A 24069-nucleotide genomic window follows, 5' to 3' on the forward strand; every position below is an offset into this window, starting at 1 on the left:
CCCGCCCCGCCCACCCCCAGCCGCCGCGACGACCCCACGACACAGCTGAACCGGCGTCACGCACTAACCCCGACCGCCGCCAGCCGTCGCCCCAACGATCGCAGCGCGACACACCACAACCGGATCACGCACATCACTCGCGGTCGCCGCCGCCCTCCCCGCAGCGGCGGCGAACCGCGAATCCCCCAGCACCCGAGCCACCGCCTCCCGCAATCCCTCCACAGTGGACGGCCGGACGAGCACGCCACTCCCCTGCCGCGCCACCCGGTTCGCCATCTCCCACTGGTCACCCCCGCCCGGCACCACCACGACCGGCACCGCGGCCAGCAACGCCTTGGCCAGCATCCCGTGCCCACCACCACAAACCAGCACCGACGACTCCCGCAACAGCTCGTCCTGCCGCCCAGGCCCCGCCGTCACCCACGACGGCAGGCCGGCCGGCGGCGGCGCGAACGTCGACACCACGGCCCGGACCCCCATGTCCCGCAACGCGTCGAGGGTCATCTCGGCCATACCGGTCGTCCCGGTCCACGCCGTCGACGGCGCCACCATCACCAGTGGCGCCGTGCCCGGTGGCGGGCTCATCCGGTCCTGACTCGCCTCCCACAACAGCGGCCCGACCACGAACGCGTTGCCCGGCCAGTCCGGGCGCGGCACCTCCAGCGCGGGCAGCGTCGCGATCAGCCGCACCGCAGGACCAACACCCGTTGCGCTCAGCCCGATCCGCTGCCGCACGACGGCACGTTGCCGCTCGCCCTGCCGGATCGACCTGGCCGTCATCGCCCGCAGCACCGCGTCACGCAGCCTGCCCCGCACCCCGGTTCCGGGAGCCAGCCCGCTGCCCATCGGCGGCAGCCACCGCGACGGCTCGTACAGCGGGTGCGGAGACAGCTGCGCCCACGGCACACCGAGCAGTTCCGCGGCCATGCTCGCGCCCAACGCCAGCACGTCGCAGACCACCAGATCCGGTTCGAGCGCGGCCAGTTGCCCGACGAGCGCCAACGCCAGCGCCGCAGCCTGATCATGCAGGTCACGACCGAGGTCCGCGGAGCCCCGCAGGTCGCCCAGCGTCAGGCCGACAACCCGCGACGCCGTGATTCCCTCGGCCCGAGCGGCGTCGACCCACCGGCCGCCGGTGAGCAGGACCGGGACGTCGCCGGCCGCCGCGAACCGCAGGCACAGGGCGATCGCCGGCACGACATGACCCGGATCGCCCCCGGAGACCACGGCTACCCGCACGCCGGTCAGTCTGACAGCGTCTTGCTGAAGTGGAACGCCGGAATGACGTAACCCGAACCCAGGTACAGCCGGTGGGCGTCGTGCCGGTGCGTGGCGGAGTCCAGGTGGACGGCCCCGCAGCCGAGGCGACGGGCTTCCTCGTCCACCCACTTCAGCAGCGCGCCCGCATGGCCCTGCCGGCGCGCGGACGACGAAGTGATCAGGTCGTCGATGTAGAGGTGCGAGCCGGCGTAGAGGTTCGTCATGTGCCGAAATCCCGCCACGCCAACGACTTCGCCGCTCGCGTCCGATGAAGCCACGAGCCGGTAGCCCTCTTTGCGTTGGCTCCGCACGGCCGCAACGAACTCCTCGACGGAAGCAAGGTGCGGGCGGAGCTCGCGCATCACGTCGTACGCCAGCGCCGTGTTCTCGTCGTTCAGCTCGGTGATGGTCACGCCGATGATCGTCCGCGAGAGAAGTGGCATCGCTGAAGGCCCAGTTAGACCGTATCTCGAAAGGCCACTTTACCGGTTCCCCATTGACGCCCGCCCCAGTCATTCATACATTCGAGAGCACTTTGTATGATTGAGCCCGGGGAGTTGGTCCGCATGCGGCTCGGCAGCACCGCGGTCGTTCTTGGTGGCAGCGCGGCAGGTCTGTGCGCGGCGGGGGCGTTGGCCGCGCACTTCGACGAAGTGGTCGTACTCGAGCGCGACGACCTGCCGGTGGAGGCCGAGCACCGGCGCGGTGTGCCGCAGAGCAAGCACCCGCACTTCCTGCTGAACTCGGGGCGCCGCGCGATCGGGGCGCTGTTCCCCGGTTTCGAGGAGGCGTTGATCGCCGCGGGCGGGCTGCACCTGATGCCGTCGATGGACGCCGCCTACCTCGACGGCGAGGGGTGGTCGGCGCGCAAGCGGGCGGCGATGACGATGATCTACAGCTCCCGCGTGCTGATCGAACGGGTGTTGCGCGACCAGGTGCGGAAGCTCGGCAACGTCGTTGTGCGCGAACAGGTTTCGGTCAGCGGGCTGACCTGCCGGGACGGCGCCGTCGTCGGGGTGTCCGCCGGCGACGAGCACCTCGACGCCGACTTCGTGGTGGACGCGATGGGGCGCGGCTCGCCGGTGAGCAGCTGGCTCGTCGCGGCGGGCTGGCCCGAGCCCGAGGTGCGGACGCTCGACGCCAAGGTCACCTACACCTCGCGCTGGTACGAGCTGCCCGCCGATCCGCCGGAGTCGTGGTGGTGGCGGCACCTGGTGATCATGCCGACCCTGCACAAGGGCGAGCACCCGCCGGAGCACGAGTTCCTGGTCAACTTCTTCCCGATCGAGGGCAACCGGGCCATCGCGTGCATGGGGTCGTGGGGTCTGGAGATGCCGCGCACCACCGAGACGTTCATCGGATCGGCCCGCCGCGTGCGGACGCCGTTGTTCGCGGCGGCGATGGACAAGTGCACTCCCACCTCGGAGGTGCACCTGACGCGGTCCACGGGCAACAAGTGGCGGCGGTACGACCTGTGGAAGACACCGCCACAGCGGTTGGCGTTCGTCGGTGACTCGATCTGCGCGTTCAACCCCTTCTACGCTCAGGGCATCAGCTCGGCGGCCAGTTCGGCGCTGTTGTTGCGTGGACATCTTGAAGGTGCCACGCGGGTCGATCGCGAATTCTCCGCGCGATTTCTTGCCGCACAACGGAAGTCGCTCAACGTGCCGTGGCGCCTGGCGATGGCCAGGGACCAGGGCTATGAGTGCGCGGAAGGCACGGAGAAGCTCCCGGAGTGGCGACGCAGGCTCGTCGCGGCCGTGTCGGGGCCGGCGTTCAGCTTCATCGTCGGTGCCGCCCGTGAGTACGCGGTGGTCGATGAACACTTCGCGAAGGTGTTCAACATGGACGAGTCGCTGGGCGACATGATGACCAATCCGCGCGTGATCGCCGCATTTCTGCGTTACCGCGTTCGCACCGCGTTGGGACGGCAGCGGGTTCCGTTCGGGTTCGATCCCCAGGCCGAACCGCCGGCCAGGGACTACTCGACGGTGGCGGCGCGATGAGCACCGAATGCGGAACCCAGGCGGAAGCCGTCACCCGCGACCTCGGGTTCGACTGCCACGACGTCTCCCCCGTGCTCTCCGTGCGGCCGCCCTGGGACCTCGCGCACTGGACGATGCCGCTGCTCGAAGTCCTCGTGATCGCCGGCGCCGTCTTCGCCTTCGTGCACGCCCTTCGCCGCAAGCGCGCGGGCGACCCGGTCAACCTCGCGCTGTGGTGGGCGTCGCTGGTCTACCTCTTCGTGATCGAGCCGCCGCTGTACTTCCCGGAGTGGTTCGGCCTCGACGAGATCTACGGCTTCATCTTCGCCCACAACCAGTTCACCGTGCAGTTCATGTGGGACCGGTTACCCCTGTACATCGTCGCGTTCTACCCGATGATCAGCCAACTCGCCTACGAGGTCGTGCGCGCGCTCGGGATCTTCGCGCACCGCGGCGCGCTCGCCGGGTCGATGGCCGTCGCGTTCGTGTGCCAGGTGTTCTACGAGGTGTTCGACCACATCGGACCGCAGCTGAAGTGGTGGGCGTGGAACCCGGACAACCCCATCGTGAACCAGCCCGCGATGGGGTCGGTACCGTTGAAAAGCGCGCTGCTGTTCGCTTCCGTGTCACTGGCGGCCATGACCTACCTCGTCGTGCGGTTCCGCGGCAGGTGGCTGCTCGCCGGGCTCCTGACACCGCTGTCGATGATGATCGCCGGCTTCCCCGCGAGCCTGTTCGGCACGAACGTCACCGCGCAGGCGTGGGTGCTCGGGTTCGAGCTGGTGCTGATCTGGGTCATCGGCGGATGGCTCGTGCTCACCGCGCAAGGACTTCCGGAGTCGCTGTCCCCGTTCGCGCGGTTCTACCCCGCCGCTTACCTGGGTGCGATGGCCGTGTTCTGGATCAGTGCGCTGCCGCAGTACTTCGGCGCGAAGGACGGTGTCACCGCAGCCGGCACCCCGGTCGGGAGCGGGCTTTACGTGCTCGCGTGCTTCGCCGGCGCGGGGCTGGTGCTCGCGAGGCTCCGCCGGGCGCCCGTGCTGGTGTAGGGGAAGATGGTGCCCATGGGGCACCACGGATGGCAGGGCAACCCGCCCGGCACGGAGCAGGAGGCACGCCGCCGGATCGTCGAGGCGGCGACGGCGTGCCTCGACCGCGCCGGGCTCGCCAAGACCAGCCTCTCCGACATCGCGGCCGAGGCCGGTGTCACGCGGCAGACCGTGTACCGCTACTTCCCGCGCCTCGCGGACATCCTGGGTGCCGTCGCCGTCGCGGGCGTCGAGGAGTTCGCGACGCGGATGGAACGCCACCTGGCATCGTTCGGCACTCCTGCCGAGGTCGCCGTGGAGTCGGTCGTGTTCGGCGTGCGGGCCGTCCCCGACGAACCCCACCTGAGCCTGCTGCTGCAGGCCGGTGAGGGTGACTTCTTCACCGGCGCGGTCACGTCGCGCGAGTGGCTCGCGCTGGGCGCACGGATTCTCCGCAACGTGCCGGTCGACTGGGCCTCCGCCGGCGTCCGCACCGACGAGGACTTCGCCGGGCTCGCCGAAGTCCTCATGCGACTGTTCCTGTCGTTCCTGCGCAACCCGTCGAGCCCGGCCCCCACCGACGACCAACTGCGGGACTTGGTCGGCCGGTGGATCGGACCGGCACTGCAGCAGATTCACTCGAACGAGCCCGTATCGTGGACTTCCTCCAAGCCATAGCGTCGATGTCGTGACAGTGACGACTTCCACCGCCTACAGCAGGGATCTCGGCGACGAACTGCGCCGGCTGCGGCAACGTTTCACCGGCCTGCGCGGGCGCGCGTTCGCCATCCAGCTCGGCTGGGATCCGAGCAAGGTCTCCAACGTCGAGCACGGCAAGGTGCGGGCGAGCGAGGTCGACATCGTCCAGTACCTGACGGTGTGCGGTCAGGACCTGGACTTCTGCCTGGACTTCCTCGCCCGCTACCGCAACGCCTTCGACTCCTACCTCGCGCTCGTCCCCGACAACGTCCGCACGCTCGCCATGACCGAGTCGATGGCCAAGAAGATCACCAGCTACGAGGTCGTGATGGTGCCGAGCCTGCTGCAGACGAAGCGGTACGCCCACCAGCTGCTCGTCGAATCGGGAGAACCTGCCGAGGACATCGCGGAGTCCGTCGAGCGGCGCATGGAACGGCAGACCGTCATGCGCCGCCCGCATCGGCCGGAATGCGTGTTCTACGTGCACGAACTGGCCCTGCAGCTATGTCTCGGCGACGCCGGGTTGATGGAGGACCAGTACCAGCACCTGCAGTTCGACACGCACGTCCTGCGGATCGTCCCCGCACACGTCAGAATCGCCGCGCTGCAGTCGAAGTGCACGCTCTACGAGTTCGAGAACGCCCCGCCCGTCGTGCACGGCGAGACCGGAACCGCCCAGGTGTTCGCGCAGGACAGCACCGCCGTCGAGCGCACCGAGAAGGTGTTCGAGCGACTCGACGCGCTCGCCTTGGACGTGGAGCAATCCCGCAGCACGCTGGACGAGTACGTCACCGCACTCCGCAATCAGTGACCGAAGACCAGGTCGTACGCGAGCTGCGGGTCGAACTTCCCGGCGTCGACGGTCGGCGCCTTGCCGCAGCGGCCGTCCGAGTCACCGGGCACCTTGACCCACAACAACATCTCCGCACCACCACCGGTGCGGGCCGGCGTGCCGAGTTTGCGTCCGCCGGGGTTGCACCACTCGCCGTTGTGCCCGTTGCCGTTGCGGCTGGTGTCGATCACGTACGGCTTGGTGAAGCCCGAGAAGCTCGCGTTCACCGAGTTCCCGTACGTCGTCGACGCCGCCGTGGTGTGGTAGTTCGAGACGTTGAGCGAGAAACCGCGCACGTTGCGCACGCCGGCGTTGTTGAGGCGCGTCGCCATCGTGTTCGCGGGCACCCACTGCGCGTTGCCGGCGTCGAGGTAGGCCCACGTGTTGGGTGCCTTGGCCTTGAACTGCTCGGTGGCGTACTTGATCATCGCCGTGCGCTCGGCGATCTTGGCGTCGGTCATGCAGTTGAAGTCGGCCAGCGAGTCCGGCTCGATCACCACGACGGCGGGCCGGGAGCCGATGCCTTCGGCGAACTTGGAGATCCAGGTGCGGTAGGCCTCCGGCGTGCCCGCGCCGCCGCCGGAGTGCCCGCCGCACGCGTCCCGACCGGGAATGTTGTACGCCACCAGCACGGGCAGCTTCGTGCCGGTCTTGTTCACGTAGCCGGAGACCGCGGTCTTGATGTCACCGCTCCAGTTGCCGAACCAGCGGGCGATCGGCTTGGTGGAGATGTTGTTCTTGATCGCGGCGTTGCGGCCGTCGCTCGCGTTGTTGCGCACCCACACAGCGGGGTTGGAGTCCGGGTCGACGTAGAAGCCGTCGGTCAGGCTGACGGGGCTGGCGGCGTGGGCGGCCGGCGCGGTCGCCACGACGGCCAGCAGGGCCAGCGCGAGTGCTCTCATCATGACTCGCACACTCGCGCGGGCCGCTTAAGAGACGGTAAGTCGCCGTTGAACGCCCAGGTCCGCAGCGACGACGCCAGGTCGTTCCAGCCCCACGTGCTCGCGACGTCGTGCGCGGCCGCCAGGTTCGCGTGTTCGGCGCGGAGCCACGTGGTCGGGTCCTCCGCACTGGACATCAGGACAACTGCAACCGAGGGACTGTGCTGGGCGGTCACCTGCTCCGCGTGGAGTGCTACATCCCCAAATCACAGGACTGGTATTGGATCTGGACGTACAACCGGTCCAACACCCACGAAGGCTTCTTCGAGGCCCCGGTGACCTACGGCCTGGAGCCGTGCCTGGTCTGAGGTGCTAGCCGACGATCCCGGACTGGAGCGGCAGCAACGGGGCTACCACTCGCGAGAACGGTCCGCTGCGGATCGTCCCGCCCTCCGGTCCGAGGAACGGTGTCGCTGGGTCAAGAGCGTTGGGCAGCCTCGCGTAGGCCGCCCAACGCTCGTCCCACGCCTGGACCACGTCGAGGTGTCCGCCGGGCAGGAACCGGGTCAGGTGCACCCCTGCGACCTGCCCGGTGTTCCCCAGCAGCGGTAACAGGCGAAACCCGCCTTCCCGCCGCAGCCTCTCGATCAGCTCCGCGCTGTCCATCTCATCTCGCCGCCGGCTCCGTGCTCGCCCGGTAAGCCTTGACGGCCTGGTCCCGTTCGGCGGAAGTCCAGCCCAGCGGTTCGGCGATCAGGTCAGCGACGCGATCCGCCACCGAGGCGCCGAAGTCCAGGTGCTCCATGGCGATCCGCGTGCGACGAGCCAGCACGTCCTCGAGATCCAACGCGCCCTCGTGGGTGACCGCGTAGACGATCTCCGCCGCCAGGTACCCGGCGACCTCAACCGAAAGCGACGGATCCTGCGCCACCAAAGCCAAGACATCCGAGGCAGCCGAGCCGTGGCGTCGCAGCAGACGCTCCACAGTGGACGTGGGCAGGCCGGACTCGGCGGCGACTCGAGTCCGGTCCGCCCACAGCTCGTGGTAGCCGACCGCACCGCACAACGGCAGCCGAGAGGTCAGCGAAGGGGCAACAGCGCGACCAAGCCCGGCCACCGCGGAGTTCACCACATCCGCGGCCATCACGCGGTAGGTCGTGTACTTGCCGCCGGCGATCACGAAGAAGCCCGGTTCCGGTTGCGCGACAGCGTGTTCACGGGACAGCTTCGCCGTGTCGCCGGAAGCGCCGTCCAGCAGCGGCCGCAACCCCGCATAAGTACCAACGACATCGTCCACGGACAACGGCGATCGCAGCACCGCGTTCACGTGGTCGAGGATGTAGTCGACGTCCTCGGAAGTGGCAGCGACGGCAGCGGGATCACCGTCGTACGGCGTGTCCGTCGTGCCGATGATCCAGTGAGCGCCCCAGGGAATCACGAACAGCACCGACTTCTCGGTCTGCGTGATCAGCCCGCCGTCCAGCTGGATCTTCGAACGATCCACCAGCACGTGCACGCCCTTGGACATCCGCACGTGGAACGGCGGCGCCCCGGGTGACATCGAGTTCAGCGAGTCGGTCCAGACGCCGGTAGCGCTGATCACCCGCCGAGCGCGCACCTCGACCACCGAACCGTCCACCTCGACCTGAGCACCGGAAACCCGGCCACCAGACCGCACCAGCGATGTCACGCGAGCCCGCGACAACACGGTCGCGCCGTGCTGGGCGGCGGTGCGAACCAGCGTCAGCACCAGCCGTGCATCGTCCATCTGCGCGTCGTAGTAACGGATCGCGCCGGCGAAAGCGTCAGCGTCGAGGGAAGGGCCGAGCGAAGCCATCTTCGAACGCGACAGGTGCCGGTGCATCGGCACCGCCCCGGCGCCGCCCATCGTGTCGTACAGCAGCACGCCCGCGCCGACGTAGGCGCGTTCCCACTGCTTCTTCAAGGGGAAGAGGAACGGCACCGGCCGCACCAGGTGGGGTGCGAGCCGGCGCAACAGCAGTCCGCGTTCCTTCAGAGCTTCCCTGACCAGCTTGAACTCCAGCTGCTCCAGGTACCGCAGCCCGCCGTGGACGAGCTTGCTGGACCGGCTCGACGTGCCCGCCGCCCAGTCGTGTGCCTCGACCAGCGCGACGGAGAGGCCTCTCGACGCCGCGTCCAAAGCAGCGCCCGCGCCGACCACACCACCTCCGACCACGAGCACGTCGAACTCCGTCGAGCCCAACGACCGCACCGCGTCAGCACGCCGAACCGGATCCAGCCTCGCGAACAACTTCAGCTCCTCAGAAAGAGAACCAACTCAGCGGACGTCGGCGTCGACCCAGTCGAACGACTTGGTGACGGCCTTCTTCCAGTTGCGGTACTCGCGCTCGCGCTCGTCGGCGTCCAGCTCCGGCGTCCAGCGCTTGTCCTCGGCCCAGTTCGCGCGCAGCTCGTCGAGACCGGACCAGTAGCCCACGGCCAGACCGGCGGCGTACGCGGCACCCAGCGCGGTCGTCTCGGCGACGACGGGACGCACCACCGGCACGTCTAGCACGTCGGCCTGGAACTGCATCAGCAGCTCGTTCGCGACCATGCCGCCATCGACCTTGAGCTCGGTCAGCGGCACGCCGGAGTCGGCGTTCATCGCGTCCAGGACCTCGCGGGTCTGGAACGCCGTCGCCTCCAGCACGGCACGGGCCAGGTGGCCCTTGTTGACGAACCGGGTGAGGCCGACGACCGCGCCCCGCGCGTCCGCCCGCCAGTACGGCGCGAACAAGCCCGAGAACGCGGGCACGAAGTACGCGCCGCCGTTGTCCTCGACCGAACGGGCCAGCGTCTCGATCTCCGGCGCGGAGCCGATGATGCCGAGGTTGTCGCGCAGCCACTGCACCAGCGAGCCGGTGACCGCGATCGAGCCCTCCAGGGCGTAGACGGGGGCCTCGTCGCCGATCTTGTAGCAGACCGTCGTCAGCAGGCCGTTCTTCGACGCGACCTTCTCCGTGCCGGTGTTGAGCAGCATGAAGTTGCCGGTGCCGTAGGTGTTCTTCGCGGTGCCCGGCTCGTAGCAGGCCTGGCCGAACGTCGCGGCCTGCTGGTCGCCGAGAATGCCCGCGATCGGCACGCCCTTCAGCACGCCGCCGGGGCCGCCGTTGCCGTAGACCTCGGAGGAGGAACGGATCTCCGGCAGCATGGACACCGGGATGCCCATCTCGCCGGCGATCTCGGCGTCCCACTGCAGCGTGTCGAGGTCCATCAGCATGGTGCGCGACGCGTTGGTGACGTCCGTGGCGTGCACGCCGCCGTTGGGGCCGCCGGTGAGGTTCCACAGCGTCCACGTGTCGGTGTTGCCGAACAGCAGGTCGCCGGCCTCGGCGCGCTCGCGGGCGCCTTCCACGTTGTCGAGGATCCAGCGGATCTTCGGGCCGGAGAAGTAGGTCGCCAGCGGCAGACCGACCTTGGCCTTGTACCGCTCGGCACCGCCGCCCAGCGCGCCGAGCTCCTCGACGATCGCCTGCGTGCGGGTGTCCTGCCAGACGATCGCGTTGTAGACGGGCTCGCCGGTGTTCTTGTCCCACACCACCGCGGTCTCGCGCTGGTTGGTGATGCCGACGGCGGCGAGGTCACCGGTGTTGAGGTCGGCGGCGGCGAGCGCCTGGCCGATCACGAACCGGGTGTTCTCGGAGATCTCCACCGGGTTGTGCTCGACCCAGCCGGCCCGCGGGAAGATCTGCTCGTGCTCCTTCTGGCCCACGGCGACGATGGAGCCGCTGTGGTCGAAGATGATCGCCCTGGTGCTGGTCGTGCCCTGGTCGACGGCGAGAACGTACTGCGTCATCGAAGTTTGTCCTTTCGGGATGGTCAGAACACGAGCGAGGCGACGACACCGGCGATGGCACCGCCGACGATCGGGCCGACGACCGGGATCCAGGAGTAGCCCCAGTCCGAGTCCTTCTTGCCGACGGCCTCGCCGTCGGTGCCCTTGTACGACAGGGGCAGCAGGGCGTGCGCGATGCGCGGGCCGAGGTCGCGGGCGGGGTTGATCGCGTAGCCGGTGGGGCCACCGAGCGAGGCGCCGATGCCGACGACCAGCAGCGCCGCGGCCAGCGGGCCGATCTGGGTCGGGGTCTTGCCGAACGCGAGGATCACGAAGACCAGGACGAACGTGCCGATGACCTCGCACACCAGGTTCCAGGTGTAGCTGCGGATCGCCGGGCCGGTGGAGAAAACGGCGAGCTTGAGGCCCTCGTCCGGCGTCTCGTCGAAGTGCGGCTTGTAGGCGAGCCACGCCAGCACGGCACCGAGGAACGCGCCGAGGAACTCACCCGCGAAGTACACGATCGTCGAGACCGCGCTGACCGGCACACCGGGCGCGTACTCGGCCGCACCACTGGTGAGGATGCCGACGGTCACGGCAGGGTTGAGGTGCGCGCCGGACTTGTAGGCGACGTACACACCCGCGAAGACACCGAGGCCCCAGCCGAAGTTGATCAACAGCCATCCGCCGTCGAGACCCTTCGACTTGGCGAGCAGCACGTTGGCCACCACACCCGCACCCAGCAACAGCAGGATGCCCGTACCGAGCACCTCGCTGAGGAACACTGACCCGAGACCCACGCTGGCCTCCCATTCGTCCTTGAACGGCTGATCACCCGGTGGTGATTGAGGCGGAACGTAATGACCCAGGTCACGCCTGCTCAACGGGCACGTTTCGACAATGTCGACACCTACCGGGTGCGTAGCTGTGACCACTCGGTCACTCTGTGCTCAAATGCCGCGCTTCCAGCGGTTTTCCGGCGGTTCTCCAGGTCACGTGGCGTGGAGAGCTGTTCGACATTGCCGACACGGGTCGTCTCAATTACGTTTGCCGCCGTGCCGGGACCCATCCAGTCGATCGAACGAGCCGCAGCCGTGCTGCGGCTCTTGGCGCGTGGCTCCGGCCACCACGGTCTCACGGAGATAGCCGACTCGCTCGGTCTCGCCCGCGGCACCGCGCACGGGATTCTCCGCACGCTGCAACGGGTCGAGTTCGTCGAGCAGGACCCGTCCACCGGCCGCTACCGGCTCGGCGCGGCCCTGCTGCACCTCGGCACCTCGTACCTCGACGCGAACGAGCTCCGGTCTCGATCGATCAACTGGGCCGACACGCTGGCCGCGCGGTCGGGTCAGGAGGTGCGGATCGGCATGCACCACGACGGCGCCGTGCTCGTCGTGCACCACGTCTTTCGGCCAGATGACTCCGTGCAGACCCTCGGCATCGGTGCGATGCTGCCGTTGCACGCGACCGCGCTGGGCAAGGTGCTGCTCGCCTACGACCCGGACCTGTCGGCGGCCGCACGCCGGCGGGAGCTGACGTCGTTGACACGCAGGACGATCACGCGCACCCAGGCGCTGGAGCGGGTGCTGACCGAGGTGCGCGCACAGGGCTGGGCGGGTGAGGCCGAGGAGTACATGCCGGGCGAGGCCAGCATCGCCGCGCCCATCCGGATCCCCGGCGGCCTCGTCGTCGGCGCCATCGGGATCTCCGGCCCGGTGGACCGGCTCTGCGACACCGCCGGACGGCCGCGCGCGACCCTGGTCCGCCAGGTCTCCCAAGCTGCTGAAGCTGTTACCACGTCCCTGGTCGACGAGAACTGAAAGGCTTTGGCGTGCAACGGTTCGTGATGGCGATCGACCAGGGGACGACGTCGACACGCTGCATCGTGTTCGACCAGAACGCCCGGCTGGTCGCGGTGGCCCAGCGCGAGCACCGGCAGTACCACCCGCGGCCCGGCTGGGTCGAGCAGGACGCCGTGGAGATCTGGCGCAACGTCGACCGGATCATGCCGCAGGCGTTGCGGCAGGCCGGGATCACCGCCGACCAGGTCGTGGCGCTGGGCATCACGAACCAGCGCGAGACGTTCGTGCTGTGGGACCGGCACACCGGTGTCCCCGTCGGGCGCGCGATCGTCTGGGAGGACATCCGCACCGAGGAGCTCGTTGCCACGCTGGAGAAGCAGCCCGGCATCGAGGAGGTGCGCGAGCGGTGCGGCCTGCCGTTGGCGACCTACTTCTCCGCGCCGTCGTTGCGGTGGATGCTCGACAACGTGGCGGGGCTGCGTTCGAAGGCCGAACGCGGCGACGTGCTGTTCGGCACGATGGACACCTGGTTGATCTGGAACCTCACCGGCGGGGTGAACGGCGGTCTGCACGTCACCGACGTCACCAACGCGTCGCGGACGATGCTGATGAACCTCAGTACGCGGCAATGGGATCCGATGCTGCTGGACTTCTTCGGGGTGCCTTCCGCCATCCTGCCGGAGATCCGGCCGTCGACGGAGATCTCCGGGAAGACGACGCGCGTGGTGCCGGGCATCTCGATCACCGCGGCGTTGGGCGACCAGCACGCGGCGCTGTTCGGGCAGACGTGCTTCGAGAAGGGATCGATCAAGGGCACCTACGGAACCGGTGGGTTCCTCTTGATGAACACCGGCACCGAGCTGGTGCGGTCGAAGCACGGGCTGCTGACCACGATCGGCTACCAGATCGGCGGCGAGCCGGCGTACGCACTGGAGGGTTCGATCGCCGTCGCCGGATCGCTGGTGCAGTGGTTCCGCGACAACCTCGGGCTCATTCACTCGGCGCCGGAGATCGAGACGTTGGCGCGCACGGTGAAGGACAACGGCGGCTGCTACATCGTGCCCGCGTTCTCCGGCTTGTTCGCGCCGCACTGGCTCGCCCAGGCACGAGGGCTCGTCGTCGGGCTCACGTCGTACATCAACAAGGGACACCTGGCGCGGGCCGTGCTGGAGGCGACCGGCTGGCAGACGCGCGAGGTGGTCGACGCGATGAACGCCGACCTCGGCGCGCCGACGCCGGTGTTGAAGGTGGACGGCGGGATGACCGCCGACCACCTGTTGATGCAGTTCATCGCGGACGTGCTGGACATCCCGGTGATGCGGCCGCTGGTTGCCGAGACCGTGTCACTGGGTGCCGCTTACGCCGCAGGGCTCGCCGCCGGATATTGGCCGGATCTGGAGGGCCTGCGCCGCAACTGGCATCTGGCCGCGCGGTGGAACCCGGTGATGGATGCCCGGCACCGCGAGGACGAGTACGCGAACTGGAAGCGGGCCGTGGAACTCACGTTCGCGTGGGCCCGCTCCAGTCCGTCCACTTAGGAAACTTCAGGAGCGCTGCTTGCGCACCCACGCGGCCACGTCGTCGGCCTCGATCGGCAACGCGTCCGACAGGATGTCCGCGCCCGTCGAGGTCACCACGAGGTCGTCCTCGATGCGCACGCCGATGCCGCGCAGCTCCGGCGGCAGCGTCTCGTCGTTGGGGTGGAAGTACAGGCCGGGCTCGACGGTCAGCGCCATGCCTCGTTCCAGGATGCCCTGCTGGTAGGTCTCCTGGCGGGCGTCGGCGCAGTCGTGCACGTCCAGGCCGAGGAAGTGCCCGGTGCCGCAGACGATGTACCGGCGGTGGTGCTGGCCGCTCGGGTCCAGCGCCTTGTCGACGCTGACCGGCAACAGGCCCCAGTCGTGCAGGCCCTCGGCGAGGACGCGCATCGCGGTGTGGTGGAAGGCGCTGTAGTCGTTGCCGGGCCGCACTTCCGCGAGCGCGGCGACGTGCGACCTGTGGACGAGGTCGTACACCTGGCGCTGCGGCTCGCTGAACTCGCCGCTGACCGGGAACGTGCGGGTGACGTCCGCGGTGTAGAGGGAGTTCATCTCGACACCGGCGTCGAGCAGCAGCAGGTCGGCGTCGTGCACGCGGCCGTCGCAGCGCGTCCAGTGCAGCACCGGGGCGTGCGGACCGGCGGCGACGATCGACGTGTAGCCGGGACCGTTGCCCTCGGTGCGGGCGCGGCGGTCGAACGTGCCCTGCAGCCAGCGCTCTCCCCCGCCGCGCACGGCCTGGCCGAGCTCCATGGCGACGTCGGCGAAGCCCTTCACCGAAGCGTCGACGGCCTGGCGCAGCTGGTCGATCTCCCAGTCGTCCTTGATGCGGCGCAGCTCGGACAGAACCGTGCGCAGCTCGTCGCTGTGGGAGCCGGTGAGCGCGTCCAGCAGCGGGTCGACGCCCTTGGCCGTCAGCGTCTCGGGGTGGCGGCCGCGCAGGGCGTGCGCGAGGTCCTCGAGCGGGCGGGCGGTGATGCCGAGCGCCTCGCCCCACTCCTCGGGCCCGGCCGCGGCGCCGATCCAGAACGGGCTGCGGTCGGCGTCGCCGAAGAAGTCGACGCTGTGCGGCTCCGACGGCACCGGCACGAACAGCGTGGCGTCCTCGTCGGACAGCACCAGCACCGCACCCTCGACCTGGCAGCCGGTCAGCCAGACGAAGTCGCTGTCGGCGCGGAACTCGTGGAACGTGTCGTTGGAGCGGACGTGCGCACGTCCCGCGGCCAGCGCGATCCGCTTGCCCGGCAGCGCTGCGGCGAGCCTGGCGCGATGGGCTGCGGCGGCCTCGGCGGTGCCTCTGGGCAGGTCGATGTGGTCGTCCCACTTGCCCCAGCCGTCGCGGATGTGGGTGCGGAAGCCGTCCGCGTCGACCAGCTTCGCCATGTCACGGCGTGTCCGAGCCAATTCCGATCCTCCCAGGAGTGTCCTTCCGACCAGTTTCCCTGCTTGTGGAGGGAGCCCGCCAATCCAGATCGGGGATAGCCTCAACCTATGGAACTGGAGATCCGCCACCTGCGCGCGATCTGCGCCATCGGCGACGCGGGCAGCCTCTCGCGCGCGGCGACACAGCTCGGCATCTCCCAGCCGTCGCTCACGACGCTCCTGCAACGCGTCGAGCGCCTGGTCGGCGGCAAGCTGTTCGAACGCGGCCGCTCCGGTGCAGTTCCTACCGCGTTGGGCGCGCAGATGCTGCAGCGGGCCCGGTTGTTGCTGGTCGAGCTGGAGGCGTTCGGCTCGGACATGGCCGGCCGGAGTGGCCCGATCCGCTTCGGCTCGGTGCACATGGAGTGCGTGGCGGCGCTGTTCTCCCGCCTGGAGCAGGCGCTTTCGGACGTCACCCTGGTGGTCGACCCGTCGTCGACCGGCCTGGCGCTGGCGCTGGCGAACGGCCACCTGGACGCGGCGGTGATCGCGGTCGACGAGGAGGGCGACCTGGGCCTGCCGCGCGGCGTGGCGCAACGGATCGTCGTGCCGTGGGTGCCGATCTACATCGCCCTTCCCGCTGGTCATCCGCTTGCTGCTCGTCGTGAGGTCGATCTTGCTGACCTGGCCGGCGAGGCGTGGGTGGGTCCGCCCGGTGCCGAGGACGGCTCGCTGACGACGTTGCGGGCGGCGTGCCGGGCGGCGGGTTTCGTGCCGCGGATCCGGTTCGAGATGCCGAGCGGCGCCGGCCGGCAGCTGATCGCGGCGGGCCAGGCGGTGCAGCTGGTCGAGCCGACGTCGCAGGGCGGGCCGGGCGTGGCGGTGCGGCCGCTGGCCGGGTCGCCGATGCGGATGCGGCTGGTGTTCTGCTGGCGGCGGGAGCGGCTGACCTGGGAGCAGGCCAGCCGCGTGTTCGCCGAGGTGCTGGGCGCCTACGCCGACCAGGCGCTGGCGAGCCCGGTGTTCCGCCCGTGGTGGGAGGAACGGGGCGCCGCGCTGACCGAGTGATCCGTGTTCCAGCCGAGGTCAGTTCGACGTGGCGAGCGTGCCGAGCCAGCCGTACCAATCCGCGTCGTACCGGTTGCCGATCACCCTCGTGACGTGGTCCCGAGCCCCCGCCCAGTCCCCCACCCGATACTTCGCCAGCACTGCCGCCACATCCTCCGGGTGCTTCTCGACCAGGTACCGAACCGCGAGATAACCCCAGTTGTAGACCCGCTTCGTGTCGTGGTCGTACGTCGTGTCGAACAGCGCGCTCAACGCGTAGGTCTGCTTCTTCGCCTCCGCCAGCGCGCCCGCGTAGACCTCACCCCGGTAGCTGTACGACAGGTACTCGGCAAACCCCTCGATCCACCACACCGTCGGCGTGGTCATGTTCTCCTCGAAGTCGCCGTACATGTCGAACCGGCCGTCGAGGTAGTGGGTGTACTCGTGGTTGAGGTTCCAGATCGCGAAGGTCGGCAGCCAGTCGGCCTCGTGCGCGATGAACCGCGCCTGGTTCAACGCGGGATCGCCCTCCAGGTACATGCCGCCGTTGTTGGTGGAGATGTCGAACAGCACCCCCGCGTACGTCCGGTAGTCGTTGCTGGTGTCGAAGACGACGACCTCCAGCGAGGTGTTGTTGTCACCGGCGACCGGCCCCGGATCGCGCACCACCCGGTGGAAAGCGGCGTCCTGCCCGGCCAGTGACGCGCAGGTCTGACGCAGCTGCGAACGAGTCAGCTGCTGCGCGCGGATCTTCACCGTGGCACTGCAGGTGTGCCGCACGGTGAGCACGCGACGGTCGATCTTCGCGCGGAAGTCGCAGGTCCGGTAATGGCGGCAGTTGGCCTTGTCGTACCAGTCGACCATCTCGGCCACACCGACCCACATCGGCGCGAGCCGGCCCACGACATCCGAGCGCGCGGCCAGGTCGGCGAGCAACGGCCGGACCACGGCCGCGATGTCCTTGTGCTGCAAGAACCTGCCCAACTCGCGGGTCCCGTTCTGGACGAGGTACTGGCGGTTGGTGCCGAAGAAGTCCAGGTGCCGCAACACGAACCGGTGCAGCGCCCGCAGGACCTCCGGTTCGGCCCGCACGGCGGCCACGAAGGAAGCCTGGCTGTGGCCCTGGTAGAGCATGATCATGCCGGCGTGCACGGTGGCGTCGTCGGCGCTGGTGTAGTTGTCCAGCACGTGGGTCAACGCGCGCAGCTCGGCCGGGTAGTCGGCGACGGCCGCGTAGATCGTGTTGTCCGGTGCCGCGTGGTGGATGTTCCTGGCGACTTCGGGCGGCAGCAGTGGATCGTGCGGCGAGCGGTCAGGGGCCGCTTGAGCATGGACAGGAACCAGCAGGCCGGCCACGACGGCCAGGACGAGCGCGGTTAATCGCATCGGGTCCTCCGCAGGGGTGTTCTGAGGTGTCCCAGAGCGTCACACCCGCGGCCGCCCCGCGATCATCCCTTCCGCTCATAGCACCCAGCTATGGTTTCGCGGGCCCCGCGAAGACCAGATGGCGCACGTGCGGGTCGTCCTTGGCCAGCGCACGCGCCGCTTCCTGGTTCTTCTGGTCCACGACCGTGCCGCGCTCCAGGTGCTGCCGCAGGTGCTCCTGCCACGTCGCCACGGTGAACGTCTCCAGGAACGTCTCCGGCCGCTCGGCGTCGCGGAACAGCCCCCACATCGTGGCGCCGGTCCGCCGCCGCGCCCGCCCGACCCGTTGCATCGCGGCGATGAACTCGGCCTCGTTCTCCCGAGCGACCGGCCACTCCACGGTGACCAGCACGGGTCCGGCATCGGTGTCGTCCAGCTCGGGCGGCGCGTCCCAGTAGGTCGCGGGGCTGACGTCGAGCGGCCGGTCCAGCAGCGGCAACCACTTCGTCGCCAGCAGCACGCCCAGAGCCATCGCCACCGCGGGCGCGATCATGGCGACACGCAGGTCGTACGCGTCCGCCAGCGCACCCCACACCACGGCGCCCAGCGCCTGGCCGCCCATCAGGATCAGTTGGTAGTAAGCCAACGCGCGGGCACGGGTCCACGACGGCAGCAGCACCTGGGCGGTGGCGTTGAACGTCGACAGCGTGGCGATCCAGCACGCGCCGGTCAGCAGCATCGCCACGATCACCAGGACGAAGCTCGAAGTCAGCACGGCGACACTGGTGGCAGCCGCGTAGAACCAGGTCGCGAACAGCACCAGCCGGTTCTTGCTCATGCGCTGCAACAACTTAGGCACCACGAACGCGCCACCGATCGCGCCGACGCCCACGCTGCCGAGCAGCACGCCGTACCCGCTGGCGTCGAGCCCGAGCGGCCCGCGCGCAATCGCCGGCAGCAGCGCCCACAACCCGCTGCCGAACACGATGAACAGCAAGAGCCGCACCAGCACCCGCCGGAACAACGGCGAGCTGCCCACGTACCGAGCGCCGGTCCGCACCGCCGTGGCGATGTGCTCCGTCCCCAGTGGACGGTGGTCCGACGGCCGTTTCCACCGCGCCAGCACGATCAGCACGCCGAGGAACGACACCGTGTTAAACGCGAACGTCGCCTCGGAGCCCGCCAGCGCGATGAGCAGACCACCGAGCGCGGGCCCGATGGCGCGGCCGACGTTCATGTTGACGCCGTTGAGCAACGCGGCCTGCGGAATCTCCTCACGCGACACCAGCTCCGGCTGGATCGCCTGGAACGACGGCATCGACAACGCCTGGCCGACAGCCATCAACGCCAACAGCCCGAGCAGGCTCGTAGGCGTCGCCCGATCAGTGCCGGCCAGCAGCATCAGCCCAGCGGCACCCGCGAGCATCAGGGCCTGGCCGGAGATCAGCACGTGCCGGCGGTCGAGGATGTCGCCCAGCGCTCCCGACGGCACCACCAGCAGGAACACCGGCAGCGTGGTGGCCGTCTGGACCAGCGCGACCTGCAACGAGGAACCGCCGAGGTCGCCCATGAGCCACTGGGCGCCGACCGTCTGGGCCCAGGTGCCGATGTTGGAGGCGAACTGGGCGAGCCACAGCGCCCGGAAGGCGCTGCGGCGCAGGGGTGCCCACGCGGAGACAGTCACTCCCCGATCTTCACACCTCCGGCGACCGGACGCCGCAGAGCCGGCACCAGCGCGAGCGCCGGCAGCAACAGCAGCGGCACCACCAGCAGCGCCTTCAGCACCCCGACCTCGTCACCGAGGAACCCGACCAGCGGCGGGCCTGCCAGGAACGCGGTGTAGCCGATGACCGCGACCACGCTCACCCGAGCGGCAGCGTGCGCGGGGTCGTCCGCGGCGGCGCTCATGCCGACCGGGAAGCCCAGCGCGGTGCCGAGCCCCCACACCGCGACACCGGCGACCGCCACGACCGGGGACCCGCCGAACACCGCGAGCGCCACGCCGGACGCGGCCAGCACCATCGTGACCAGCAGCACCGGCACCCGGCCCCACCGGTCCAGCGCGATCGTGCCGAAGATCCGGCCGAACGTCATCGTGGTGACGAACACGGCGAACACCAGCGCGCCCATCGCCGGCTCGAACGAGTACCCGTCGATGAACGCCACCGCCACCCAGTCGTTCGCGGTGCCCTCGGTGAACGCCAGCACCAGCACGAGCAACCCGATCAGCAACGTGCGCGGTTCCCGCCACGCCGCCAGCACCCCGCTGCTGCGACCATGCTCCGCCTCGCCAGCCAGCTTGTAGGTGCGTGCCGCCGCCAACGTGCCGCCCGCGACCAGCACCGCCACCACGACGAGATGTGTCGTCACGGGCAGCACGACCCACGCGACGAGTGACGCCAACCCGGCGGCGGCCACCGTGCCGAGGCTCCACATGGCGTGGAACCGCGGCATGACCGTCTTGCCGAGGGCGCGCTCCACCTCCGCGGCTTCGACGTTCATCGCCACGTCGCACAACCCCGACCCGTAGCCCAGCACGAAGATCCCGAGCGCGGTCAGCGCCACCGACGGAAACGCTCCGATCCCGACGCCGGCCGCCGCGAGACCCGCCGACACCGCCAGCACCGCAACGCACACCGTGCGTTTGGGCCCGAGCCGGTGCGTGACCTCGCCGGCGGTGAGCATCGCGACGAACGCACCCGCCGACATCGACAACAGCAGCAACCCCAAGGCACCCGGCGTCAGGCCGAGCGCGTCACGGGCGGCGGGCACGCGGGCGAACCAGGTCGCCACGGCGACGCCGTTGAGCCCGAACGTGACCGCCACACCCGCCGCGGCGGCTCGGACCTCACTGCGTGACACCGTGACTGTCATTCCGGTTCCCCTTTCTCGATCCACAACGTACATACCTCACCCATGGAAGCGCTTCCACCGCAATACTGACGAGATGACGGCACAACGCAGCGCGACACTGGACGACGTGGCACGGGCCGCTGGCGTGTCACGGGCAACTGCCTCACGAGTGGTCACCGGTCAGGGCCCGGCCAGTGCGCGGGCGCGCGACCGGGTCGCCGCGGCCGTGGCGGAACTGGGCTACGTGCCGGACGCCGCCGCCCGCGCACTCGCGTCGCGCAGCGGCACCCGCCTCGCCATCGCCGTCATCGGCCACACCGCCGCCGTGCTCGACGACCCGTACGTGGGCCGGGTCCTGACCACGGCCGCGCACATCGCCGCCGAACGCGAGGTCGGCGTTTCCCTGCACTGGCTATCCTTGAGCGCCCCGGTCACACTCGCCGGGCTGGCGGACAGCCGCAGCCTCGGCGGGCTCGTGGTGGTCAACCCGACGCGACCGGCCCTGGAGACCGTGCCACGGGCCTTGCGCGGCCGGGTCGCCGCGATCGGGGTGGGTGCGCGCCACGTGCCGTCGTTCGACGTGGACAACCGCAGCGGCACCGACGGGGTGGTGCGGCACCTGGTGAACAGCGGCCGGCGCCGGATCGCGATGGTCACCGGCCCGTCCTGGCTGCCGTGCGGCGACCGCGCCGTCGACGCCTACCACCAGGTCATGCAGGAGATCGGCGGCGAGACCAGGGTCGTTCCGGGCGACTTCACGGCGGCCCGCGGCGCCATGGCGGCCGCCGAGCTCATGGCCCGCTGGCCGGACACCGACGCGGTGTTCGCCCTCAGCGACCTCACCGCACTCGGTGTCCTCGACGGACTGCACGCGCTGGGCGTCCAGGTGCCGGCGAACGTGGCGGTCGCCGGATTCGACGACATCGCGTTCGCCTGTCTCAGCCGCCCGGCGCTCACCACCTCCACGCACCCGGTCGAGGAGATCGCCGCGGCGGCGGCAACGGCGGTACTGGACCGCTGCGACGCCGACCGGGCGACGTTCTTCCCGTCGAGGCTGGTCGTGCGCGAAAGCGCCTAGACCACTGTGACGGGATGCCGGACCACGGCCCCGAACAGGTAGCCCTGCGTGTTGTAGGGCGTCGAGTCCGGCTGGTCGTCGGCCCGCACCCGCAACACGTGCTCCCCCGGCGTCGCCTGCCAGGGGATCTGCCACCGGGTCCAGCTCCCGCGCGACACCGGAGTGGCTCGCCGCCACGTCCGTCCGTCGATGGAAACCGAAACCCGGCGCACTCCGGAAGGCGACCACGATCGCCCGGTCAGCACCTGCCGCCCGGCCGGAACCGTGGCACCCCACCCGAGTTCGAACGCGCTCTTGGTCACCTGCGTGGTCACCAGCGTTCCCTCGGCCGGATAAGTGGGCCCGAGCAGCCGGTAGTACTGCGTGTCCCACGGCGAGTGCAGCGGAGTCTCGGACACCTCCACCGACCCCAGCCACTTGATGCTCGCGATGCCGACCCAGCCGGGCACGACGAGGCGAGCCGGATAGCCGTGATCCACCGGCAGTTCTTCGCCGTTCATCTCGTACGCGACCAACACGTCGTCCAAGGCTTTCGCCAACGGCAACGGCCGCCGCACCCGACCGAGGTTCACGCCGCCGGTCACGAACTCGGCGTCCAGCCCGGCCGGCAGCACGTCCACCGCGGACCGCCGCACTCCCGCCAGTCGCAACAGAACCGACAGCGGCACCCCGCGCCACCGCGCGTTGCCGACCGCGCCGAGCGTCCACGGCGTGCCGGTGACGCTCTGCCCTTGCTGCGAGGCGAAGAAGCTCCGCCCGTTGCCGGCGCACTCGATCACCGCCTCCACCGAACAGGACGGCAACGCCCGCAAGTCCCGCAGCGACAACGACAACGGCCGGGAGACCCCGGTACCGAAGATCCGGAGCCGCCACGCAGCGCCGTCCAGCACGGGCGTCGAGGTGTGGTTGCGCACGAAGAACTTCGCCACCGGCGTCAGCGAACCGGTGCCGCGCAAGGCTTCCCAGCGCGTTTCGGCGTTGCTGCCGTGCACGATGAAGTCCGTGGCGGGCAACGGCTTCACTATGGAAGGCGCCGCCGATGCCACAGCACGAGAAGGTAGCACCGTCAGCCCTGCCGCGATCAGCACGCCCCGCCGAGAGATCATGCCCTCCACGCTAGGACGTGCCACAAGGGGCCATCCCAGAGAACGAGAAAGGTCGTGCGCGGCTCCGGTTTCCCGAAGAGTCGCGCACGACCGTTCCCCACAACGAGCGGTCTGGGGGATCCGCTCGCTCTGCCCCGCCGTACTCCCCTACGGCCGGGACACGTCAGCCACCGAAGCCACCGGACCCGTCGGCCACCGCGATGAAGACGCCCTTGTTGCCGAAGCCGACGACGTCCGCCGCTCCCTCACCCGTGATGTCCGCGAGCAGCCGCGGGTTCTGCGCCACGCTCCAGCCGCGTTCGGCGCCGAAGTCCGCGTTGACGAGCTTGGCCGGACCGAACGTGCCGTCACCACGCGACACTGCCGAGAAGACACCGGTGGAGCTGAAGCCGACGATGTCGACTCGTCCGTCATCAGTCACATCGCCGATCGACGGCAAGGGCGTGGACGAAGTGCCGTAGCCGTAACCGTTGTTGTAGCCGAAGTAGCTGATGCCCACACCGAACGGGGTGAACGTGCCGCCACCGAGCGCCCGGCCGGTGTAGGTGTTGCTGTCACCGCCGAAGCGGATCGCGTCCGCGTAACCGTCGCCGGTGATGTCACCGACCTGGAAGACCGCGTGCGCCGACGGGTCCTGGTCGCCGCTCGCCGGCAGCGGCCTGCCGTAGGTGCCGTCGGGCCGGGCGATGCTCGACATCGGTGCGACGCTCGGGCGGTAGCGGACGGACAGGATGTCCGGGCGCTTGTCGCCGCCGATGTTCACCAGCTTGAACTGGTTGAAGTCGAACTCGCCCGTCGTGAACTCGGTGGTCGCCACGTACGGCGGCGCGTAGCCGCCGCTGCCGGACGCCAGCGAGATGTCCACCCGGCCGTCCGCGAACGCGTAGATGTCCATGCGGCCGTCGACGTTCGCGTCGCCCAGCTGGAATCCGAGCGGGCCGGGGCGGCCGTTGGAACCGAACGGGCCCGACACCAGCCGCGGCGTGCGGAACGACCCGTCGCCGTTGCCGACCGCGGTCCAGATCCCGTCGGCCCTGACCCCCACCAGGTCCGCGAAGCCGTCGCCGGTGATGTCCGCGGCCCAGCGCGGAGTCTTGCCGTTGGTCCAGCCGGCGTTGAAGCCGTAGGCCGCGAGGGCGAACTTGGCCGGCGCGAAACCGCCGGCTGTCTGCGCGACGGACGTCCACACGCCGTCGTCGCCGAACGCGACGATGTCCGCCCTGCCGTCGCGCGTGACGTCCACGAGCGTGCGGACGTGCTTTTCGGTTCTCCACCCCTGGTCGTAACCGAACGCCGCGAGCGCGTACTTCGCGGTCGGCACGGGCGCTGCCGCGGCCTGCGCCGCGGGCACCAGGCCCGCGAGCGCCACCGCGGCAACGCCCAGCAAACGTCTCCAGGCATTACGTCTCAAAGCATTGCCCCCTAAAGCAATCCACG

Annotated in this window: 23 protein-coding genes; 9 read left to right on the forward strand and 14 right to left on the reverse strand. The window is 69.7% G+C overall.

What is annotated here, in order from left to right; all coding sequences use genetic code 11:
- Nucleotides 1–63: 63 nt before the first annotated feature.
- Together DI276_RS22810 and DI276_RS22815 are read right to left on the reverse strand one after the other, a co-directional pair.
- Nucleotides 64–1239, reverse strand: a complete 1176-nt coding sequence (locus DI276_RS22810) for a glycosyltransferase (protein ID WP_112266546.1) — start codon at nt 1237–1239, stop codon at nt 64–66.
- A 5-nt stretch (nt 1240–1244) separates the two neighbouring features.
- A complete protein-coding gene (locus DI276_RS22815; protein ID WP_232836850.1) occupies nt 1245–1673 on the reverse strand; it encodes a GNAT family N-acetyltransferase in 429 nt (142 codons plus the stop codon).
- Nucleotides 1674–1826: 153 nt separating this feature from the next.
- Between DI276_RS22815 and DI276_RS22820 the strand changes: the two genes are divergently transcribed.
- Genes DI276_RS22820 through DI276_RS22835 form a run of 4 tightly spaced genes read left to right on the forward strand, consistent with a single transcriptional unit; the run spans nt 1827 to nt 5783 of the window.
- Nucleotides 1827–3266: a hypothetical protein gene (locus tag DI276_RS22820; RefSeq protein WP_112266560.1), complete on the forward strand. Its 1440-nt coding sequence runs from the start codon at nt 1827–1829 to the stop codon at nt 3264–3266.
- Entirely contained in the window at nt 3263–4294 is a 1032-nt protein-coding gene (locus DI276_RS22825; RefSeq protein ID WP_112266562.1) for a hypothetical protein, read from the forward strand. The genes DI276_RS22820 and DI276_RS22825 overlap by 4 nt, the downstream gene beginning before the upstream one ends.
- Before the next feature lie 15 nt (nt 4295–4309).
- A complete protein-coding gene (locus DI276_RS22830; protein ID WP_112266564.1) occupies nt 4310–4951 on the forward strand; it encodes a TetR/AcrR family transcriptional regulator in 642 nt (213 codons plus the stop codon).
- Between the two features lie 10 nt (nt 4952–4961).
- Nucleotides 4962–5783, forward strand: coding sequence for a helix-turn-helix domain-containing protein (locus DI276_RS22835; protein ID WP_112266566.1), 822 nt, complete (start codon nt 4962–4964; stop codon nt 5781–5783).
- Here DI276_RS22835 and DI276_RS22840 read toward each other — a convergent pair.
- Together DI276_RS22840 and DI276_RS50145 are read right to left on the reverse strand one after the other, a co-directional pair.
- Nucleotides 5777–6709 carry a glycoside hydrolase family 6 protein gene (locus tag DI276_RS22840; RefSeq protein ID WP_112266568.1) on the reverse strand — a complete coding sequence of 311 codons (933 nt, stop codon included), beginning with the start codon at nt 6707–6709 and terminating at the stop codon, nt 5777–5779. The two genes, DI276_RS22835 and DI276_RS22840, sit on opposite strands and share 7 nt — an antisense overlap.
- On the reverse strand, nt 6706–6882 hold the full coding sequence (locus DI276_RS50145) for a hypothetical protein (protein WP_157984876.1): 177 nt from the start codon (nt 6880–6882) through the stop codon (nt 6706–6708). Before DI276_RS50145 ends, DI276_RS22840 begins: the two co-directional genes overlap by 4 nt.
- A gap of 24 nt (nt 6883–6906) precedes the next feature.
- Between DI276_RS50145 and DI276_RS50150 the strand changes: the two genes are divergently transcribed.
- On the forward strand, nt 6907–7053 hold the full coding sequence (locus tag DI276_RS50150) for a hypothetical protein (protein WP_157984877.1): 147 nt from the start codon (nt 6907–6909) through the stop codon (nt 7051–7053).
- Nucleotides 7054–7057: 4 nt separating this feature from the next.
- On the opposite strand, the gene DI276_RS22845 is transcribed toward DI276_RS50150, so the two are convergent.
- Genes DI276_RS22845 through DI276_RS22860 form a run of 4 tightly spaced genes read right to left on the reverse strand, consistent with a single transcriptional unit; the run spans nt 7058 to nt 11281 of the window.
- Complete coding sequence (locus DI276_RS22845) at nt 7058–7351, reverse strand: hypothetical protein (RefSeq protein WP_112266570.1); 294 nt, start codon at nt 7349–7351, stop codon at nt 7058–7060.
- Nucleotide 7352: 1 nt separating this feature from the next.
- Entirely contained in the window at nt 7353–8957 is a 1605-nt protein-coding gene (locus DI276_RS22850; protein WP_112266572.1) for a glycerol-3-phosphate dehydrogenase/oxidase, read from the reverse strand.
- 27 nt (nt 8958–8984) lie between these two features.
- Nucleotides 8985–10502 (reverse strand): glycerol kinase GlpK, encoded by a 1518-nt coding sequence (glpK, locus tag DI276_RS22855; protein WP_112266574.1) that lies wholly within the window; start codon nt 10500–10502, stop codon nt 8985–8987.
- Nucleotides 10503–10525: 23 nt separating this feature from the next.
- Nucleotides 10526–11281, reverse strand: coding sequence for an MIP/aquaporin family protein (locus tag DI276_RS22860; protein ID WP_112266576.1), 756 nt, complete (start codon nt 11279–11281; stop codon nt 10526–10528).
- 255 nt (nt 11282–11536) lie between these two features.
- On the opposite strand from DI276_RS22860, the gene DI276_RS22865 reads away from it, so the two are divergent.
- Complete coding sequence (locus tag DI276_RS22865; RefSeq protein WP_112266578.1) at nt 11537–12301, forward strand: IclR family transcriptional regulator; 765 nt, start codon at nt 11537–11539, stop codon at nt 12299–12301.
- A gap of 26 nt (nt 12302–12327) precedes the next feature.
- Nucleotides 12328–13821, forward strand: a complete 1494-nt coding sequence (glpK, locus tag DI276_RS22870; RefSeq protein ID WP_112267609.1) for a glycerol kinase GlpK — start codon at nt 12328–12330, stop codon at nt 13819–13821.
- Nucleotides 13822–13827: 6 nt separating this feature from the next.
- Here the strand turns inward: glpK (DI276_RS22870) and DI276_RS22875 are convergent, their stop codons facing one another.
- Entirely contained in the window at nt 13828–15204 is a 1377-nt protein-coding gene (locus DI276_RS22875; RefSeq protein ID WP_112266580.1) for an aminopeptidase P family protein, read from the reverse strand.
- Between the two features lie 108 nt (nt 15205–15312).
- Here DI276_RS22875 and DI276_RS22880 point away from each other — a divergent pair, with 108 nt between their 5' ends.
- Nucleotides 15313–16251: a LysR family transcriptional regulator gene (locus DI276_RS22880; RefSeq protein ID WP_112266583.1), complete on the forward strand. Its 939-nt coding sequence runs from the start codon at nt 15313–15315 to the stop codon at nt 16249–16251.
- An 18-nt stretch (nt 16252–16269) separates the two neighbouring features.
- On the opposite strand, the gene DI276_RS22885 is transcribed toward DI276_RS22880, so the two are convergent.
- The 3 genes from DI276_RS22885 to DI276_RS22895 all read right to left on the reverse strand — a co-directional run bounded on the left by DI276_RS22885 (nt 16270) and on the right by DI276_RS22895 (nt 20469).
- Nucleotides 16270–17616, reverse strand: coding sequence for a collagenase (locus tag DI276_RS22885; RefSeq protein ID WP_198680832.1), 1347 nt, complete (start codon nt 17614–17616; stop codon nt 16270–16272).
- Between the two features lie 88 nt (nt 17617–17704).
- The gene (locus tag DI276_RS22890) at nt 17705–19279 is read right to left on the reverse strand and encodes an MFS transporter (protein WP_112266585.1); all 1575 of its coding nucleotides are present in this window, start codon (nt 19277–19279) and stop codon (nt 17705–17707) included.
- Complete coding sequence (locus tag DI276_RS22895) at nt 19276–20469, reverse strand: MFS transporter (protein ID WP_112266587.1); 1194 nt, start codon at nt 20467–20469, stop codon at nt 19276–19278. Before DI276_RS22895 ends, DI276_RS22890 begins: the two co-directional genes overlap by 4 nt.
- 73 nt (nt 20470–20542) lie before the next feature.
- Here DI276_RS22895 and DI276_RS22900 point away from each other — a divergent pair, with 73 nt between their 5' ends.
- Entirely contained in the window at nt 20543–21526 is a 984-nt protein-coding gene (locus DI276_RS22900) for a LacI family DNA-binding transcriptional regulator (RefSeq protein ID WP_112266589.1), read from the forward strand.
- On the opposite strand, the gene DI276_RS22905 is transcribed toward DI276_RS22900, so the two are convergent.
- Both DI276_RS22905 and DI276_RS22910 read right to left on the reverse strand, forming a co-directional pair.
- A complete protein-coding gene (locus DI276_RS22905; protein ID WP_112266591.1) occupies nt 21523–22632 on the reverse strand; it encodes a sulfite oxidase in 1110 nt (369 codons plus the stop codon). The genes DI276_RS22900 and DI276_RS22905 overlap by 4 nt on opposite strands.
- 163 nt (nt 22633–22795) lie before the next feature.
- Nucleotides 22796–24019, reverse strand: a complete 1224-nt coding sequence (locus DI276_RS22910; protein ID WP_157984878.1) for an FG-GAP repeat domain-containing protein — start codon at nt 24017–24019, stop codon at nt 22796–22798.
- Nucleotides 24020–24069 lie beyond the last annotated feature (50 nt).

It is taken from the genome of Lentzea terrae (genome assembly GCF_003265345.1).
Lineage (GTDB): Bacteria > Actinomycetota > Actinomycetes > Mycobacteriales > Pseudonocardiaceae > Lentzea > Lentzea terrae.

Bases quoted from the DNA above. Each gene is read 5' to 3' on its own strand.
- DI276_RS22880 (WP_112266583.1), top strand. From the start codon at position 15,313: ATGGAACTGGAGATCCGCCACCTGCGCGCGATCTGCGCCATCGGCGAC.
- DI276_RS22825 (WP_112266562.1), top strand. From the start codon at position 3,263: ATGAGCACCGAATGCGGAACCCAGGCGGAAGCCGTCACCCGCGACCTC.
- DI276_RS22885 (WP_198680832.1), bottom strand. From the start codon at position 17,616: ATGCGATTAACCGCGCTCGTCCTGGCCGTCGTGGCCGGCCTGCTGGTT.
- glpK (WP_112267609.1), top strand. From the start codon at position 12,328: ATGGCGATCGACCAGGGGACGACGTCGACACGCTGCATCGTGTTCGAC.
- glpK (WP_112266574.1), bottom strand. From the start codon at position 10,502: ATGACGCAGTACGTTCTCGCCGTCGACCAGGGCACGACCAGCACCAGG.
- DI276_RS22895 (WP_112266587.1), bottom strand. From the start codon at position 20,469: ATGACAGTCACGGTGTCACGCAGTGAGGTCCGAGCCGCCGCGGCGGGT.
- DI276_RS22875 (WP_112266580.1), bottom strand. From the start codon at position 15,204: ATGGCGAAGCTGGTCGACGCGGACGGCTTCCGCACCCACATCCGCGAC.
- DI276_RS22840 (WP_112266568.1), bottom strand. From the start codon at position 6,709: ATGATGAGAGCACTCGCGCTGGCCCTGCTGGCCGTCGTGGCGACCGCG.
- DI276_RS22845 (WP_112266570.1), bottom strand. From the start codon at position 7,351: ATGGACAGCGCGGAGCTGATCGAGAGGCTGCGGCGGGAAGGCGGGTTT.
- DI276_RS22820 (WP_112266560.1), top strand. From the start codon at position 1,827: ATGCGGCTCGGCAGCACCGCGGTCGTTCTTGGTGGCAGCGCGGCAGGT.
- DI276_RS22830 (WP_112266564.1), top strand. From the start codon at position 4,310: ATGGGGCACCACGGATGGCAGGGCAACCCGCCCGGCACGGAGCAGGAG.
- DI276_RS50145 (WP_157984876.1), bottom strand. From the start codon at position 6,882: ATGTCCAGTGCGGAGGACCCGACCACGTGGCTCCGCGCCGAACACGCG.
- DI276_RS22900 (WP_112266589.1), top strand. From the start codon at position 20,543: ATGACGGCACAACGCAGCGCGACACTGGACGACGTGGCACGGGCCGCT.
- DI276_RS22905 (WP_112266591.1), bottom strand. From the start codon at position 22,632: ATGATCTCTCGGCGGGGCGTGCTGATCGCGGCAGGGCTGACGGTGCTA.